Source organism: Anaerotruncus massiliensis (ex Togo et al. 2026), from assembly GCF_030825285.1.
Lineage (GTDB): Bacteria > Bacillota > Clostridia > Oscillospirales > Ruminococcaceae > Anaerotruncus > Anaerotruncus massiliensis.
Map to the genome: position 1 here is coordinate 12,941 of NZ_JAPJQF010000002.1, position 15,054 is coordinate 27,994.

7 protein-coding genes are annotated in these 15,054 nt (G+C 68.4%); all 7 read right to left on the reverse strand.

The window, feature by feature from the left end; all coding sequences use genetic code 11:
- Positions 1-4 precede the first annotated feature (4 nt).
- Complete coding sequence (locus RCI06_RS01240; protein WP_306573724.1) at positions 5-6,550, reverse strand: FN3 associated domain-containing protein; 6,546 nt, start codon at positions 6,548-6,550, stop codon at positions 5-7.
- Positions 6,547-8,346 (reverse strand): ATP-binding protein, encoded by a 1,800-nt coding sequence (locus RCI06_RS01245; protein ID WP_306573726.1) that lies wholly within the window; start codon positions 8,344-8,346, stop codon positions 6,547-6,549. The genes RCI06_RS01240 and RCI06_RS01245 overlap by 4 nt, the downstream gene beginning before the upstream one ends.
- A complete protein-coding gene (locus tag RCI06_RS01250) occupies positions 8,343-9,140 on the reverse strand; it encodes a hypothetical protein (protein WP_101552324.1) in 798 nt (265 codons plus the stop codon). Before RCI06_RS01250 ends, RCI06_RS01245 begins: the two co-directional genes overlap by 4 nt.
- A gap of 102 nt (positions 9,141-9,242) precedes the next feature.
- Positions 9,243-10,748 carry a LuxR C-terminal-related transcriptional regulator gene (locus RCI06_RS01255; RefSeq protein WP_306573728.1) on the reverse strand — a complete coding sequence of 502 codons (1,506 nt, stop codon included), beginning with the start codon at positions 10,746-10,748 and terminating at the stop codon, positions 9,243-9,245.
- A 61-nt stretch (positions 10,749-10,809) separates the two neighbouring features.
- The gene (locus tag RCI06_RS01260; protein ID WP_276872778.1) at positions 10,810-11,190 is read right to left on the reverse strand and encodes a hypothetical protein; all 381 of its coding nucleotides are present in this window, start codon (positions 11,188-11,190) and stop codon (positions 10,810-10,812) included.
- A gap of 172 nt (positions 11,191-11,362) precedes the next feature.
- Entirely contained in the window at positions 11,363-13,471 is a 2,109-nt protein-coding gene (locus RCI06_RS01265; RefSeq protein ID WP_306573730.1) for a dynamin family protein, read from the reverse strand.
- A complete protein-coding gene (locus RCI06_RS01270) occupies positions 13,455-15,044 on the reverse strand; it encodes a dynamin family protein (protein ID WP_306573732.1) in 1,590 nt (529 codons plus the stop codon). The genes RCI06_RS01265 and RCI06_RS01270 overlap by 17 nt, the downstream gene beginning before the upstream one ends.
- Between the last annotated feature and the right edge of the window lie 10 nt (positions 15,045-15,054).

The following is a 15,054-nucleotide window of genomic DNA, read 5'->3' on the forward strand; positions in this document are numbered from 1 at the left end:
GCCGTCAGGCCTCCGGTAAATCCTCGCTCCGCTGTTTTTTCCTTCTCCGGCGGAGCGCCGCCAGGACGATCCCGGCCGCGGCCGCGGATGCGGCCAGGCCGCCGAGTGCCCATGGGAGACCGGAGCGCGCGCCCCCGCTCATGGCGGCGGCCGCTTCCGGGACGATGATCGCGTATTTGGAAAGATGGTCGCGCATGGCGTAGGCGATCCCGCCGGAACGCCGGGTGTCGCAGGCCTCCACCGACCCGTCCTCGGCCAGCCGGCAGATCATGACCACGCCGTTCTGGTAGTCCGCGGGGACCGGAAGCCCGAGCTCGGCCTCGCCGGAGAGCCCGATCTCCTCGCCGCCGCGTTCGAGCGTCACCTCAAAGGCGGAGACGATGGCGTAGCCGAACTGGGTCTGCACCGCCTGCCGCTCCTTCCTCGAGGGCTCCACCCTGCGGATCACCAGCCGGGCGTCCCCGGGGACGCTCCCGTCCGGTGCGGAGAGCACGGCGTTGAACTGGGTATCCACGAGCACGACGTCGGAGAAGCTCGGCCCGGCGGTCTCGTCCGAATAGGTCCGGCGGCTTGCCAGCCGATCGGTCTCCAGACGCAATAGCTTATCGGCTTCGTTTTCGGTTTCCGGCTTTTCCGGTTCGAAGACGGTGTAGGTGGCGGCGTTCACCACGCTGTCGTGGAGTCCGGGCAGCGCCGCCTTCGCCTTGAGGGTCACCGGCCGCATGATGGTCACCGGGGCGGTGTAGGTCATGCTCTGCTCGGTGGGCTCGGTGCCGTCGGTCGTGTAGTAGATGACCGCGCCGAGCGTCTCGGTTTTCAGCTCCACCTTGGTGCCCTGCTCGATCTCGCCGCCCGGCACGCTCATCACCGGCGCGGCCGTCTGGCCGGCGTGGGTGTAGACGTACTGGACGATCTCGCTGGGCTCCTTGCCCTCCGCGACGGCGACGGCCTTGAGCACCATCGAGCCGGTGACGGAGATGGGGCCTGTGTAGAGGGTGCTGGAGGTGGTCGGGTCGGCGCCGTCGGTCGTGTAGAAGATGTCGCCCTCCTTGACGGTGAGGACCACCGCCGCGCCGTCGAGCGTGACCGCCCCGGAGGGGATCGACGCGGTGGGCGCGGGGGTGCGCTCGGCGATCTGGTAGGAGAAGACGACCGTGGTGCCGCCGTCGCCGCCGTCCTGCACCGCCGTGGCCCGGATGGTGAAGGTGCTGCCGGGCTCTCCCTCCACCGGCACGGTGCTGCCCTCGACGGCGTCGCCCCGCGCCGAATGGCGGTAGCCGCTGCCGGAGGAACGCACGTCGGGCGCGTCGCCGCCGACCGTGTAGAAGATCATGCCGTCGGTGAGCGAGGTGGTGAGGGTCACCGAGTCGTCCGGCCGCAGGACGCTGCCCGCCGGGGGAACCGCCGTCAGGTAGTCCTCCTTTTCACAGATGGTGTAGGTAAAGGTCGACGTCTCGCTGGGGGTCTTGCCGCCGCCGTAGCAGAAGGCGGTCACGGTCACCGATTCCCCGAAGTCGGCGTCGATCACCACGTTCTCGCCGTAGAGCACCTGGTCGTCCTTCTCCTTTTCGCCCGTGGTCACTGTGATGGTGGTGCCGCCGCCGGAGGAGTCCTTCTTGTCGTCCTCCTTCAGGATGGCCTTGGGATCGCTGCCGTCCACCGTGTAGGCGATCGTCTCCTTGCCGGAAAGCCTGATGCGGGTGCCCTTGTAGACCACCGAGCCGCTGTCGAGCGAGGAGGAGGGCTTCTTCAGGGTGCCCGCCACCTCGTAGTCGTAGACCGCCTCGGCGCTCTGCATCCCGTCCTTCTCGGCGATGGCCCGGATGACCGTGTCCTCGTCGATCTGGATGGGGGAGGAGTAGACGGGGCTCTTGTAGGGCTCGGGCGTGCTGTCGTTGGTGGTGTAATAGATGGTCGCGTCCCTGGTGGTGCAGGTGAGGGTGACCTTGGTGCCCTTCACGATCTCATCGCCGTCGTCCGGGCTGGCCAGCACCGCCTGCACCCGCGCGGGAAGCTGGTAGCGGAAGACCGCGACCTCGCTCTGGTCGTAGCCCGGGGTGACCGCGAACGCCCGGATGATGTAGAAGGTGAGGGCGTCCTTGTTCATGGGGATGCCGGTCTTCGGGTCGTAGAGCCTGGTGGTGCCGTCCGGGGCGCCGTCCACCTTCAGGGCGGGCGGGGTGTCGTCGTCGGTGTAGTAGATGCTCGCGCCGGCGGTCTTGCTGGACAGTTTGATCGTCTCGTCCGGCCGCAGCTCGAGCGCCTCGTCGTCCGGAGGCTTCGGCGACGCCTCGGGCGCCGCCGTCCGGTCCAGCAGCCGGTAGAGGAAGGTGGAAACCGCGCTGTTGTCATAGGTTTCGCTCTTGGTGAGCACCGCCGCCTTCACGGTGACGGATTTCTTGGGTTCCCCCTCGAGTGTGATCGTCTGGGGATTGCGGTAGCTGACCGTGTAGGCCGTGACGCCCGCGTCGTCGGTGGAGCCGGTGACCGTCCGCAGCCCGTAGGAATAGGCGGTGCCCGCCGCGATCGGATCCTCGTCCCCCATGACATACTGCAGGGTGGGCATGGCGAAATTGTCGAGAGTCAGGATGCAGTTGATGTACTCGGCCCCGTCCTGCGGGGCGTCGCTGGCGCGGTCCAGCGAGATGGAGGCGTCGTTTTCGGAACCGGAATCCTGCATGACAAGATCGGTCAGCAGCCGGCCGCCGCTGTCATGAAGCCCGTCGGCGGCGTGATAGGTCACCCGCTGCAAAAAGGCGCCGGAGGTCCCATAGTTGCTGTCGAGCTGTTCGAGCGTCTTGTCCGAAAGGGTGAGCAACAGGCTTTGCCCGTTGGTCACCGACGTGTTGGGATTGACGCTCGCGGCCGGACCGCCCAGTGCCTGGCGCACGCGCACGGGGAAGCTGACGGTGTCGCTCACCTTATCGGGCACGTCCGTTCGCTTGAAATACGCCCGGATGGTCACCACCGCGTAGTCGCCGGGCAGGTCGAGCGGCTCCTGCTCGTTGTACTCCTTGGCGTTCGCCTCGGTGGGGGTGCTTCCGTCGATGGTGAAGCGGACGGCGCCCTTCCCCAGGAAGGGGTGGGTGAAATGGATCTTGCTTCCGGAGGGATAGGTCATGGCCGGGTCGAAGGCCAGCCCGTTCAGCCTGAGCTCCGGCGGGTCGGGCCTGCCGATGTTGGTCGTGGAGTTGTAGCGGATATACGACACCGTGCTGGGCAGCTTATCCCCCGCGGTCGCGATCGCCTTGATGCCGAAGGTCGTCTTGTCCGTGGGGAAGGGGATCGGCCCGGCGTAGACGGTGCCGGTGTCCCTGGTCGGGTCCATGAAGTTCTCGCCCTCGTCCACGACGGAGGTGGTGTAGCGGATGACGGCGTCCGGCTCCCCCGGCACCGTGATGACGATGCCGATCGATTCGTCGATGATCCCGTCCTTGCCGGTCGAAAAGACCGGCGGGTTGGTTCTGCCGCCCGAGTTGCCGCTGCCCGAACCGGACGGGAGGAAATACTCCTCATAGAGGGCGTCGAAGGGGACCCTGGAGAGCCGCACGTTGGTGATCTCGATGTCTTTCCCGGAGACGAGGTCCTTTTCCGTGAAGCCGGTATGGCTGGTAGAATCCCTCGAATCCAGATACTCCAGCCTGGAAAGGTCCATCGCGGTCGGACTTTCCGCCCCTTCCGGCGTGTGGTCCGGTTTGTACGGGTTCACCGAGGCCGTATAGCTGCCGACCGGCTTGCCCTCGTCGGCGGTCCAGCCGGGCTCCGGCGGGAGCGCGGTGCTCCAGGACGCGAGCGGGACCTTGTAGACGACCGCCCCGCCCCTTGTGCGGCTGGCGTTGTCCCCATCGATATAGAGCTTAAGATAGACGGCGTTATCCGCCGCGGGGTCCTTCAGGGAGAAGCCGATCCCGGTCTCCGCGCTGCCCGAAAGGTCGGTGACGTTGTCGTCCTTTTCGCTCTCGGCAAAGCCGCTCTCATTCACGTTCGCATTCGCCTTGACGAACTGGTACTTATAGAACGCAAGCACGTCCATGACGGTTTTGTTGTCCCTGTCGGACACCGTGTGCGCGTTGAAGGTCAGCGTATAGTGGTTGCGGACCGATCCGCCGGGATCCCCCGCCTCGACGTGCTTGCCGCTTCCGTCGAGCCGGTCCGGCGATGGGACCGTCACGGTTACCCTGCCGGCGGTGGGCGTGCCCGGCGTGTCCGGCGTCTTCGCGGTGATGGAAAAGACCGCGGTATAGTCGACCTCTCCGGGTGCGTCCTCCGTGCCGGCGCCGACCTTCAGAGTGGCCGTGATCGTAACCGTGCCGCTGACGCCGTCCGCGGGCGCGGTATATTCCACGCTCGCGCCCGTGGCGCCGTCAAGTCCGCCGCCCGACCAGGCCGTGGTGGAAAGCGCGCCGGGGACCGCGCCCTCCGGTACCGTGGGGGCCGTCACCGAAAGCTTCACCTTTTGCCCGGGGAGGAGCTCTCTGCCGCCGCCGGAGCCGCCTTCGGCGGGAGCCAGCTGCAGTTCGTCGGCATATTCCGGGCCGGGGGCCTTTTCTTTCAGCGTGATCTCTTTGGAGGCGGTCAGCCGCGCGCCGGGGAAGCCGGCATTTTCAGCCGTGGCGGTGACGGTGAGCTTTCCGCCCGTCCCCGTTTCGTCCGGCGCGGCGTTCAGCAGGTATCCGCCGCCCTCCTTTGTCACTTCGGTGCCGGACTTTCCCTCGACCGAAAAGACGACGTCCCATCCCTCCGGCAGCCCGGAGGTGACTTCCGCGCCGACCCCGACGCTCCCGCCGGGCTCCACCTCTTCGACGGTGCTGGTGACCTTCAGGTCGCCGGCCTTCGGCGTAAAGGAATAGCTGCCGGTACCGACCGTGGAACCGCTCGCGGTGCTGACCGCGGCGGCGGTGACGGTGACCGCTTTCCCGGCGGATTCCGCCGGGATCGCGAGCGCGCCGTCGGCCGTTGCGGCGGGCTCCGGCCCGGCGCTCCAGTTCACGCGGAACCCGTCCGTGGACGTGACGCCCGACAGCCGGGCGACAAAGTCGTAGGTCAGCCCGGCGTAAAAGTCGTCCTTGCCCGCCACGCCGTGCGGCACGACCACGACCCCGGCCATGCCCGCCGAGGAATCGATGGTGATGCCTGCGGGCGGGTTGGCGGTGGGCATTGTGCCCATGACCGGGACCGACGCGTCGAACCGCCAGTCGTTGCCCGCCACGGGGTAGGGGGTGATGGCTACGGTGGGCGGCCAGGGGCTGCCCGTCACCTTGACCTCGGGCGCGCCGCTTCCGACCAGCCATTTCAGGTTGGGGATGCTGGTGTTCACGTCGATCCACGAGGCGCCGAGCCTCGAGGCGGTGGCCGTCGTGCCGGTCTTGCCGTCATAACTGAGGCCGTTTGAGTTGACATGGCAGGTGAATTGGCTGTAAACGCTGCTGAAGCCGGTGGCGGTGTTGCCCGCCACGGTGCCTGCCGCGCCGCCGCCGATGACGGCGGGAAATCCCGAGAGGGGATTTGTACGGTTCCCCAGGTCATTTATCGTATTCCGAATATCGGTGCCGCCGTTCCCCTCCTGGATGTCGTAGATCCGCACGGCGCCCTTGTGGGCGTAGCTGTTCTGGAGCCCCGCGCCGCCCTCCGTGCCGCCGGCCAGGGCGCCTGCCGAGGCGGAACGCCTCGAGATGCTGGGGCACCTCTCTGGGTCGAAGTCGTAGACATAGACTTTTTGTCCGTAGTAGGCGCAGTTGCTCACGGCGGTGCTGCTGTCGCCCATCAGGCCCACCAGGCCGCCCACATACTTGTAGGTGCCGGAGATGTTGCCGCTTCCCAGGCCGGCGTAGACGTCTGCGTCGGAATAGCATCCGTCGATGGACGTGCCGCCGTGGGCCCACCCGGCGAGACCGCCGACGCTGTAGGAGCCCAGGCCCATCAAAACGTTACGGATTTCCAGGCTTCCGGTCTTCACCCTGCTGACGACGGCGCAGTTTTTGATGTTGCCGCCGTATATCTCCCCCACGAGGATGCCCGCGTGGTAGACCGCCTGGCCGATGCTGGGGGAAGCGGGCTGGATATAGAAAACCCCGCCCTCTAGCAGGACCGTGATGTTTTTGAGGCTGCCGCCTTCGACGTAAGGGAAGAGACCGGCCGAATACCGACCCGTCTCGGGCGACAACTCGGTGCCGTCCGCCAGCGTGATGGTCTTGCCGGCTCCGTCGATTTCCGCGGAAAGGGAGCGCGCCGTCTTACCCTCAATTTCGAGCCCCTTCAGTTCGCTTCCGCTTGCCTCGATATTTTTCTGTTGTACCGCCTTGGTGTAAGTTGCCGCCGAACCGTTCTCTTGGCGCCAGCCGCGGCGGACATCGTTGAAGGACCAGGTTTCTTCGGTCTTTCCGTCCGCGAGGGTCACCAGAAAGGCGGTTTTGTCATTTGGGCCCACGGCCTCCGTATCCTCGTCCGCCGCAAAGACGGGCGCCGCCAGCGGCGCGGGCAGCTCCGGGACGGCCCCCAGCAGGATGGCAAAGGCCGCCAGCGTCGCGAAAGTCCGTTTCCAAAAGTTCATCCGTCCAGCTCCTTTCCTGTGGGGAACCTCTGCCCGAACCGTGCCGGGAAGGTTTTTCCAAGCTTTTGGTATTCCTCGCGGGCGGCCCGGCAGAGCCGCTCCAGGTTGATTTCTCCGTTTTCTGCCGCCGCCATGCGAGCGGCGTTGAGGGCGCAGGCGCGGATTCCCGCGCCGGTCAGCTCCAGCTCCCTGGCCAGGAGCGGATAGTCGATATCGGAGAGCGGGGCCTCCTCCGGGAAGATCCCCCGCCAGAGCGCCTCCCGCATCGCCTCGTCGGGCGTGGGGAAGCGGATCATGAAGCCGATCCGCCGCCGGAACGCCTCGTCGAAGTTCTGCAGCAGGTTGGTTGCTAGCAGGATGATGCCGTCATACTGCTCGGTGCGCTGCAAAAGATAGGCGATTTCCGCGTTGGCGTAGCGGTCCTGGGCGTCGGTCGCCTCGGTCCGCCGGGAGAAGAGGGCGTCCGCCTCGTCGAAAAAGAGGATGCAGTCGGCGCTTTCCGCCGCGTCGAAGATTCTGCCGATATTTTTCTGGGTTTCCCCGATGTACTTGCTGATGAGCTGGGAGAGGTCCACCCGGTAGAGCGGTAGTCCCAGTTCGTTCGCGACCACCGAGGCGGCCAGCGTCTTGCCGGTGCCGCTCGCGCCGTAGAAGAGGGCGGTCAGCCCCTGACCGCCGGGGATCGTGCGCGCGAACCCCCAGCGCTTCCAGACGGTCTCCCGTCCCCGGGCGAACGCGCAGAGGCTTTCGAGCTGGCGCTTCTGTTCCGGCGGGAGCACGAGGTCCTCCATCCGCTTGCCGTTTTGAATCCGCTGGGCGCTCTGGTTGAGCGCCTGCCCGTTTTCACGGCGCAGGGCCTCCCGCAGGTCCCCGGGCCCGCCCGCGGCCGTCTCGGCCCGCAGCCGGGCCGCGGCCTTCACGAGCGCGCCCACCGGGGCGCGGCAGAGGGACGCGGCGCGGGAGAGCTCCGCATCCGGCTGGCCGGGGAAAAGCTCCCGCATCGCCCGCAGGCGTTCGGGGGCGGCGGGCGGCGGGACCTCCCGCTCAAAAAACGCCCGGCAGCCCTCCGGCGCCGAAACCGGCGTCCGTGCGCTGCACAGGACCAGCGAAAACCACCGGAACAGCCCCTCGGCCAGCGGCGCGTGGGCGTCCTCGTACCGGTCGAGGCAGACGAGCGCGTTGAAGAGCAGCGCCAGCCCCGCCAGTTCCGGGAGGTCCTCCGTACCAATCGCCGCGCAGTCGGCCGCGAGCATCCCGCAGCCCCGGCGGAAACAGCATTCGTTCAGAAGATATTTTTTCCCCGTTCCGGGCCCGCCCGTCAGGCAGGCCATCGCCGGGACGAGGTCCTCCCCGGCGGAGCAGCGATCCAGAAAGGCGTCCAGCGCCGCCGGGAGCGCGCCGCCGTGGTAGCTTTCGCCGACGGGCGGCGCGATCGGCCGCACCCAGGCGGGAAGCCGCGGCTCCTGGCCGAACGCGCATTCGCAGGCTGTCCGCAGAAGGCCGCCCGCCTCCGGGGAGAAGAGCAGCGGCAGCGGCGCGGGCGCGCCGCCCTCTGCAGCGCACAGCGCGGCCAGCTCCCGGGGCTCCGGGAAGGGCCGCAGGCAGGCGGCGCGGTAGAGGCACCAGGCGAACGCGGCGGTCTCGCGCGCGTCCAGTCCGAAGGCGGCGCACACACGGCCGAACGCCCCGTCCTCCGCAAAGCCCTGCGGGGCGCGGAGAATTTCGCCCCCGTCGCAGCGTTTTCCCAGCGCGAGGACGGCCTGCAGCGGTTCGCGGTCGGCTGTCTCAAAGGTCATTTCTTCTCATCCTTCTCCGGGGTCTCGGGCGTCAGGTTTTCCGCCTCGAGGCGGCGTGCGGCGATCCGGCCGCGGTAGTATTCAAACATCTTCTGCTTTTGCAGGTCGAAGGCGATGTTGAGCTTGCGGAAGAACCCGCGCGACTGCGCCTGCTTGCGCCGGACGATCGAACCGAGGAAGTCGAGCTCCCGGGAGAGCTCCCGCCGCTCGGCCCGCACCCCCGCGCGTTCCGGCCCCCGGACATCCCGCTCCGCCGCGGAGAGCGCCCGGTCCCTTGCCAGCAGGCCTCTGCGCTCCGTCCGCTCCTGCGCGGCGTTCAAAAAGGGCATCGTCTTCTGGAGGGCCTCCAGGCTCTGCCGCTGTAAGTAGGGGCGGATCGACTGCTCGCTCCAGGGCTTGTTCTCCGCCTTGTAGAGGAGCACCGAGCTGTTGGCCCGCCGCCGGGCGGAAAACGCCCGGTTCTGGTTGCCGGTCTTGAGCTGGCTCATCCGCTGGCGGTCGTTCATCTTGCGTTGCTCCTGGCTCGCGGCCGTGTCGAAGATCGAGGTTTTGATGTTCGCGAAGAGGAAGCTCTGGCCCCGCTTGGGGTCGTAGCCCATCTGGACGGTGCCGTAGAGGGTGTCCCATTTCCACAACCGGTCGCAGCCCAGAAAGTCCGGCACCGTCCGGTCCTCGAAATAACCCTCGATGCTCTGATGCTCCTCAAAGCGGTTCTGGAGGATGTGTGCGGGGGAGGTCAGGCGCGCGGCGGCCTCCCGCCGCTGCTTCTGCCGCAATTCGGATATGCCCCGCATCCCGTTTGCCCCCTTCCCGCCCGCAGCTCGCTTTCATGAGTTTAAAGTAACACACTTTTTCTTTTCGTAAACTGGACTAAAGTATTGTTTCGGAAGAAAAATTTACAGGATTTTGAGCTCCTTGGCGATATTGACCGCCTCGATGCGGTTTTTCGCGCCGAGCTTTTCAAGGAGGTTGGAGACGTGGAACTTCACCGTCTGGAGCTTGACGCCGAGCTGCTCGCGGATCTGGTTGTTGGATTTGCCGGCGGCGAGCATCTGCAGCACCTGCAGCTCGGTGGGGGTGACGTCGGGCATGTAGCCGGCCGAAGCCTTCGGGGCCGCGCGGTCCTGGTCATAGAGCAGGGGGAAGAGCAGCGCGTAGTTTTTCGCGGTCTCCAGCACGCTTTGCAGATAGGAGGCGGACAGGCTGCCCGTCCGGCGGTTCTCCTTCACCAGCTGCCCCAGAAGCCGGGCCGCGACCTGTCCGCCGTCCGCGATGACCCGGACGTACCGGAAGGGCGCGGCCAGCAGGAGCGCCTCCTCCAGCTTATCCAGCGCCAGGTTGCGGCTCCCCAGCAGTTCGCAGGCGATGGCGCTGTCCACGAGGCATTCGATGGTGTCGAGCGGCCGGATGTCCGACCGGAACACGAGCATCAGGCTCTCCAGCAGCGTCACCGCCTCCCGGCAGCGCCCGAGGGCGATGAGCGCCTTGGCGCGGGACATCAGCTCATAGGCGTTGCTGAGGCAGCAGTCCTTCAGCGCGTCGACCTGGCTCGCGGCCGCCCATTCCTCCACCGCGTCCAATTGGCCGCGGTGGATATCGAAGCGGATGCACAGCGCGCGATAGTTGGGGAGCAGGTGGGCGGCCCCCCGCTCCTCCAGAAGAACCCCCAGTTTTTGCAGGACCTCCTCCGGCCGCCCGTTTGAAACGCCGTCCAGCCGGGCGATCCGCGCGAGCTGCGCGTAACCGGCGAAGGCGATCTCCACGTTGGGGCTGGAGAGCGCGCCGGCGACCTCGATGCTCGCGGCGTCCAGGCTGCCCCGCTCATAGAGCAGTTCCGCCACCGCCGCGGAGACCGCGCCCGCCCCGCCGTCCGGCAGCACCGAATCCTCCAGGGGGGTCACGATGTTGGCCACCGCGCGGTAGTTCCTGCCCCAATCGGAGAGGTCCTTCGCCCCGCGCAGCACGCTGGGCCTGCGCCCGGTGGCGCTCAGGTGGACGGGCGGCAGCCGGTGGCTGATCGTCTCGTTGTGCAGGATGGAAAGCAGCAGCAGGATCTGGGCGTTGTCCGTCTGCGGCAGCATGATGCCCGCAAGGCAGACGTACCGCACCACCGCCGCGCGCGCCGGGGACCCCTCCGGGCACTGGTCGCGCAGGACGGCGAGCTGGTTGAACCACTGGCGCGCCGAATTCGCCCGCCCCAGGCGAAGGTCCGCCGAGAGGGCGAGAAAGCACCCCTCGGGCGACTGCTGGAGCACCTGCTCCGGCAGCGAGGACAGGCAGCGTTCCATCCGCTCGAAGTTCCCGTCGTCCAATATGGAGACCGGTTCCGCCGCCAGCAGGGCGATGGCCTCCGGATATTTTTCGGTCCCGATCAATGCTTCCGCCTTTTCGTAGTCGATCATAAGGATCTCCCCCTCCAATCAATCTGTGTTCTCCCAAGCGCCCGCCCCGCCGGGCGGGGGCCTAGCACTCCAGCTTCATCCGCAGCTGGAAGCTGTCCTCGCATTGGGTCAGTTCCACCGAGGAGACGCCTTCCGGCGTCTTCCCGGATTCCAGGTAATACTTTCCCGCCGAGGAGCATTCCAGCAGCAGGACCTGCGGCTGGATGCTGACATGCAGGCTGATCCAGCGGTCCGCGGGCGCCAGGCGCAGGCAGTTTTCCGCGACCGGGGGCAGGATCACATCCAGAAGCTCGGCAATCCGTTCCTCGCCGCCGTTGTTGTCCTTCACCACGCCCTCGATCTCGTACTCGAGATAGGCGCCCACCTCGGCCGCCCGCTGGAACCACTGGTCGAGCACCCGCGTCAGGCGGAAAGCGGATTTTGCATTGCTGCACGCATCCATACGATCCCTCCCTTTCTGTAAAGTCACGGATTTTCCGGGGGATTAGTCCCCGGAAAAAAGGAAAGCACCGGCGCCCGATAATCCGGGCAGCCGGTGCGAATGATATTGTCCCCATTATAGCATGCCATGCGAAAAAAAGACGGAATTCAACAAAAATTGACTGGCGGGGCGCTCACTGGTAGTGCCCCAGCAGCTCCGCCAGGGTTTGGAGCCGCCCGCACTCCCGTTCCAGCGCGGCGCTTCGCGCGCCCAGCGCGTCCCGTTCCCGCAGGAGCGTCTCGCACAGGGCGGCGGAAAAAGCGCCCGCCGCCTCGGCGGCCTGCTCCCGCAGGCGGCGGGCCGCCTGGACGGCCGCCTGCCGGCGTTCTTCGACGATCTTTTGCGCCGCGCTTCGCGCCGCCTCCCGCAGCGCGGCCTGGCCCGGGGCGTCCCGCACGGCGGCCTCCCCGGGAAGGGAAAACGCCGGGAGCAGCCGGTCCGGCTGAGGACGCTCCTTGGCGGGCAGCCGGGAGAGGGCGGACCGCAGCGCCGACCGCAGCCGTTCGGGCTGGCGGGCCGGGCTCTGGAGCGGAAAGTTTTTGGCCGCGGCCTCCATCAGCCGGTTTTGCAGGCGGGAGGTGTCCGCGAACAGCAGGAACGCGGCCGCCTGAAGCTGGGCGGAGAGCAGCCAAAGCTGCTCCAGGTTGCGCCGGGCGTCGGCGGGGTCCAGGAAGGCGTAGGTCCTCTGCTCGCTGGTGTAGATGGTGCGGCGGCGCCCCCAGGTCCAGGGGCGAAGCGGCTGCGCGGCCGATTCGGTGCGCACCCGCGGGATGCTCTCCACACCCTCGCGTGAGTCCAGTTGCGCCCAGTCCCCGCCCAGGCGGTCAAGCTCGCGGGACACGTCGAGGCGGGCCTGCTCCAGAGGGGCCAGGTATTCCGCGAAGGCCTCGTCCACATCGGCCCGCACCCGGACGAGGTGCGCGCTCAGCTCCCGCTGGCGCTCCCCGATGGCGGCCTCCTCCTCCAGCAGGCGTTCCCGCTTTTCGAGCACGCCCGCCCGCAGACGTTCGAGCAGCATCCCAAGCTCGCCGCGGGCCGCGGCGGTGAGCTGCCCCGCCCTGCGGCGGAGCAGGTCGTCCTTTTCGGCGGCCACCCGGAAAAACGCCGCGCGCGCCTCTTCAAAATTGCCGATCCGTTCCAGCTCCTCCCGCCCGGGCTCCCCCAGCAGCCGGAGCAGCAGGCGCTCCCGCTCGCCGAGCTCCCGCGCGGGCCTGTGCGCGAGATCCTCCGCCAGCGAGGAGAGGAAGACCGGGCGCCGGCAGCGCTCGAGGGCCGCCGTCACCGGCTCGGGACAGCCGGCGCGCCGCAGCTCCCGCACCGCCGCGCCCACGCTGCGGGCCGCGTGCTCCTGCAGGGCGCCGCGCAGGTCGCGCGCCGCGCTCTCCAAGTCGGGATATCCGGGGAGCATGTCGATGAGCGCGCTGTCGAACTGCGTGGCCGCAAGGACGAGCTCCGCCGCCCCCTTCTGAGGGAGCTGGGCGGTCAGCAGGTCCAGGTCGCTGCGGTCCAAAAAGCTCCCGCACCGGGAGAGAAAAAAGATCGCGTCGCAGGTCTCCAGACACCGCCGGGTCTGTTCCGTGCGGGAGAGGACGGGATCGTTGAGTCCGGGGGTGTCCACCACGGCCAGGTCGCGCAGGCTGTCGAGCGGCAGCCCGAGCGTCAGGCTGTTCACGGCGGGGGCGAAACGCCCGCCCTCGCCGACATAGTCGTTCAGAAGCGGTTCCAGCCCGTCGGTCCCCCCGAGCGGGATCCGGCGGGTCCCCTCCGCGAAACATTCCTCCAGCGGGGTACCGAAGCGGCCGGCGCGGGCGGCCGTCTCCTGCGCCGCCTGGGCCTGGGGGGTGTCCATCCCCGAGCCCGCCAGACGGCAGAGCTCCTCCCACTCCGCCCGGGTGAGAAACCGCGCGGTCAGGGAGGCATCCTCGGCGTACTCCATCCGGGTGAGCACCGCGGTCTTCGGGGTGAGGCCCCTGGACAGGACCTCGCGCCCGCCGAAGAGCAGCGTGTTCAGGAAGGTGGATTTCCCAGCCTTCACCCGGCCGGCCACCGCCAGCGTGAACCGCCGGTTCTCGCGGAAGAAGTCCTCCGTCCGGCGCCGAAAGCTGCGCAGCAGCAGTTCCAGCCCGCCTGCGTCGACCTCCGCGGAGTAGGGCTCCAGAGCGGCGCAGAGGGACGCGACGCGCGCGGCGAAGGCCTCGGCCCGCCTGCGCTGCTCCTCGGTCTTCTCAAAGATCGGTTCCATACGCGTCCTCCTCATCCTTCCGGCAGCAGGCGGACAGGGCGGCGTCCGCCGCCTGCGCCTGCGCGCGGATCTCCCGCAGCAGCCGGGTCTGCTCCGCCGCGTTCGGCTCTCCCCGGCGCTCGAGCTCCTCCAGCGCGGCGCGCCGCAGGAGCGACTGCTCGCGGACGGCCTTTCCGGCGGCCTGCCGCACCGCTTCAAGCGCCGTCCCGCCCTCCCGCGCGGTAAACGCCAGCGCCCGTTCGGAGAGCTTCGGCAGCACCCGCACCGGCAGCATCACCCGCAGCGACTCCCGCCGCCGCCCCCGGGGAACCCCGCGCAGCAGCGCGAGGATTTCCGCGAACAGGCCGTCCGAGTCGGGGAACCCGGCGAGGCCCCCCCAGGACGGGGACACGGCGCACCGCGCGGCCGCGTCCGGTCCGGAGGCGACCCCCTGCAGGCGGAGCAGGGCGTTCACGCTTTTCTGGTAGCCCCTGAGCGCGGGCTCCAGTTCCCGGCGCAGGCTGTCGAGCGCGGCCGCGCGCAGGGTGTCGTCCACATAGGACGCGGGATTCTGTTCGCAGAGCAGCATCGCCTCCATCGAAGGCGCCGCGCGTTCCACCGTCCCGGCGAGACGCGCGGCCAGCGACCGCTCCCAGTCGCCTGCCTGCTGCTCCAGCTTCCGCGCCTGCTCCTCCAGGGGGCCGGCCAAAAGCCGGCTGCGCTCCTCCAGCAGCTCGATCTGGCGGGCGGACTCCGGGACCGTGAGCCCCGCCGCGTCCCGGCGCATGCGGAGATATTCGCGCAGCTGGTTCGCGGCCAGCAGGAGCGCTTGTCTCAGCCTGTTTTCCGCCAGCCGCGCCGCCCGGGACTGCAAACCGCGCAGCAGCTCGCGCACCGGCTCCACGTCGCCCCGCGCGCTCACGCAGGCGACCGCTTCCGGGGCCGTGCCCGTCAGGTCGGCGAGGCTCTCGCGCAGGTACGCGGCCGCCTGCTCCCGTTCGGCGGGCAGCAGCTTGTCGCACTTGGTCAGGACCGGGTGGAAGGGCGCGCCGCGCAGGGAAAGCTCCCGCAGGAAGGCCGCCTCGCTCTCCCGGACGACCGGGTCGTCGGCGGCGAAGACCAGCAGGCAGGCGCAGGGGTCGGGCAGGGACTCGCGCAGGGCGCGCTCCGATTCCAGGGTGCCCGCGCCGAGGCCGGGCGTGTCGATCAGGCAGAGGCTCGGGAGCTCCGCGAAAAACGGCAGCGCGCAGGAGGCGCGCAGCATGGTCACGCCGGCAAGGTCGATTCCCGCGCGCAGGTCCCCAAGGCCGATCGGCAGCAGCGCGCCGCCGCGCTGCGCGAAGGCCCCGTTCTCTCCGAAAACGAGCCCGGTGGGGACCGCCGTCGTGGCGGTGATCCCCACCGGCAGCAGCGGAAGGCCCGCCAGGGCGTTGAGCAGGGAGCTTTTCCCGCTGTTCATCGCGCCGATGAACGGGACCGCCAGCCGAAATTCGGCGCAGTCGTCCAGCGCGGCCCGCAACGGCCCCGCGTCGAGGCCGTTGCCGCGCAGAATGGGAAGTATTGACAGAGCGTGCTCCCGCAAACGGTTTTCCATGGCGCTCCCT

Excerpts from the sequence above, each read along its gene's own strand:
- RCI06_RS01240 (WP_306573724.1), bottom strand. The coding sequence starts at position 6,550 with ATGAACTTTTGGAAACGGACTTTCGCGACGCTGGCGGCCTTTGCCATC.
- RCI06_RS01245 (WP_306573726.1), bottom strand. The coding sequence starts at position 8,346 with ATGACCTTTGAGACAGCCGACCGCGAACCGCTGCAGGCCGTCCTCGCG.
- RCI06_RS01250 (WP_101552324.1), bottom strand. The coding sequence starts at position 9,140 with ATGCGGGGCATATCCGAATTGCGGCAGAAGCAGCGGCGGGAGGCCGCC.
- RCI06_RS01255 (WP_306573728.1), bottom strand. The coding sequence starts at position 10,748 with ATGATCGACTACGAAAAGGCGGAAGCATTGATCGGGACCGAAAAATAT.
- RCI06_RS01260 (WP_276872778.1), bottom strand. The coding sequence starts at position 11,190 with ATGGATGCGTGCAGCAATGCAAAATCCGCTTTCCGCCTGACGCGGGTG.
- RCI06_RS01265 (WP_306573730.1), bottom strand. The coding sequence starts at position 13,471 with ATGGAACCGATCTTTGAGAAGACCGAGGAGCAGCGCAGGCGGGCCGAG.
- RCI06_RS01270 (WP_306573732.1), bottom strand. The coding sequence starts at position 15,044 with ATGGAAAACCGTTTGCGGGAGCACGCTCTGTCAATACTTCCCATTCTG.